Consider the following 2,043-nt stretch of genomic DNA (forward strand, 5'->3'; position numbering starts at 1 on the left):
GGGTCAATATTGGTAATCTCTAAACAAAATGCAACCAAGCTTCCTGCTGCACTTCCACGACCGGGACCTACTGGGATTCCACGTTCTTTTGCCGCGCGCACGAAATCCCAAACAATCAGCATATAGCCCGGAAATTTCATTTTGTTGATAATTTCAATCTCGCGTTCAAGTCTTTCTCTATACTCTTGATGTCGGCTAGATTCCACATTTAAAAGTCGTTTTTCTAAGCCTTGACGACATTTATAAGCAAAATATTCACTATCTTTTGTGAAATCTAATCCTTCAGCCTGTGCGTATTCTTGCGTGAATTTAAAGCTAGGAGGCGTGGGGTCGCCTAAATGCAGTTCTAAATCACATTTATTCGCAATTTCTTGTGTATTTTCAAGAGCCTCTGGCAAATCCGCATAAAGTTCCGCCATTTGTGCAGGTGTTTTGATGTAAAACTCCTGCACAGTATGGTGCATACGATTGGGGTCGTTAAAATCCTTGCCAAAGCCGATACAAAAGGCTACTTCTTGTGCTGTGGAATCACTTTGGTAAGTATAATGCGTATCGTTGGTTGCAATGATTTTAATTCCTGTTTCTTGGGATAATTTGAGGAGTTGATTGTCAATGAGTTGCTGCTCTTGGATTCCGTGCCGCATAAGTTCTAAATAAAAATCTTCCCCAAAAATTTCTTTGTATTCTAGTGCGACTTCTTTCGCGCGCTCATAGCCTTTTCTTCCTTTGTTGTCATCTTTTTTGAGGTTTAAATGCCACTGCACTTCGCCATTGAGACACGCACTACTGCAAATTAGCCCCGTGCTGTGTTCTGCTAACATTTGTTTGCTAATACGCGGTTTCATATGGAATCCATACAAGCAAGCCTGTGAGCTTAGATACATTAGATTCTTGTAGCCCTCTAGGTTTTTGGCATAAAGGCAGAGATGGAATCGCTGATTATTTTTGTCGCTAATATTCTCTGCATTGTGCAAATAAGCTTCCATTCCTAGAATCGGCTTAATACCCTCTGCTTTCATTGCCTTATAAAATTCAATCGCACCAAACATATTGCCGTGGTCCGTGATTGCTACGCTTTCCATTCCGTATTCTTTAATTTTTTTTGCTAAAGTTTTGATTTTATTTAATCCGTCAAGCAAGGAATATTCTGTATGTAAATGTAAATGCGTAAATTTCGGCGTTTGACTCATTGTAAGCCTTCAAATTTGGTATGGATAGAATTGTGATTTTAACTTATTATTACTAATAAAGTAATTAACTTGAATAATTTAGGTTGCGAAAAATTGAAGTTTAAGAATCTCGTAAGAATCTTAAGCTGGATTCTTACGAAAAAAGAGTTTTATTTGGTAAAAAGCACGGATTCTATTTGATTTTCACCATAAATTGGAGCAAGTGTTTTGTTGTAAGCTTCTTTCATAAAGCCATTTTCGTTGAGCGTTTTTATCTCTGAATTTAGCCATTCTAGTAACTCCTTATCTCCCTTTTTTACCGCCGGTGCAATAACATCTTCATCACCTAGTTTTCCGATTCCGACTTTAAATTCTGGATTTTCTTTTGCCCAAGCAAAAACTAGTAGATTATCGTGTGCTAAGGCTACACCTCTCCCGTCTTTAAGAGCCAAGAAAGCTTCTGTGTTTTGGTCATATTTTAAAAGCTCAATTTCTGGGTGATTTTTAGTAAAGTAAAAGTCTGCAGTTGTGCCTTTGTTGATAATGAGTTTTTTGCCTTTTAAGTCTTCTATACTTTGAATTGCGCCGTCTTTGGAAACAACTCCAAGTGCAACTTTCATATAAGGAGTAGCAAAATCAACTACTTCTGCGCGTTCTTTGGTCTGTGTAAAGTTTGCCATTATCACATCTACCTTGCCGCTTTTTAAAAATTCTACGCGACTTGCTGCTTCAACCAATTCAAATTTTACCTTGTTGGCATCTCCTAAAAGGTCTTTGGCGATTTGTCTTGAGATTGCGACATCAAATCCGTCATTCTCGCCTTTATCATTTACAAAACCAAAAGGTGGTTTGTCGCTGAAAACTCCAATGGTAA

2 protein-coding genes are annotated in these 2,043 nt (G+C 38.0%); both read right to left on the minus strand.

Translation table 11 applies throughout. The features are described from left to right. Window positions 1-1,190, minus strand: a 1,190-nt coding sequence (gene dnaE / locus Q1553_RS01070; protein WP_300842682.1) for a DNA polymerase III subunit alpha, incomplete at its 3' end; no start/stop codon positions are given. 149 nt (window positions 1,191-1,339) lie between these two features. Then, the coding region (locus Q1553_RS01075; RefSeq protein ID WP_300842683.1) for a cysteine ABC transporter substrate-binding protein at window positions 1,340-2,043 on the minus strand (704 nt) is incomplete at its 5' end.

Origin of the sequence: Helicobacter sp. UBA3407, assembly GCF_949747025.1 — a bacterium.
Classification (GTDB): Bacteria; Campylobacterota; Campylobacteria; order Campylobacterales; family Helicobacteraceae; genus Helicobacter_D; species Helicobacter_D ganmani.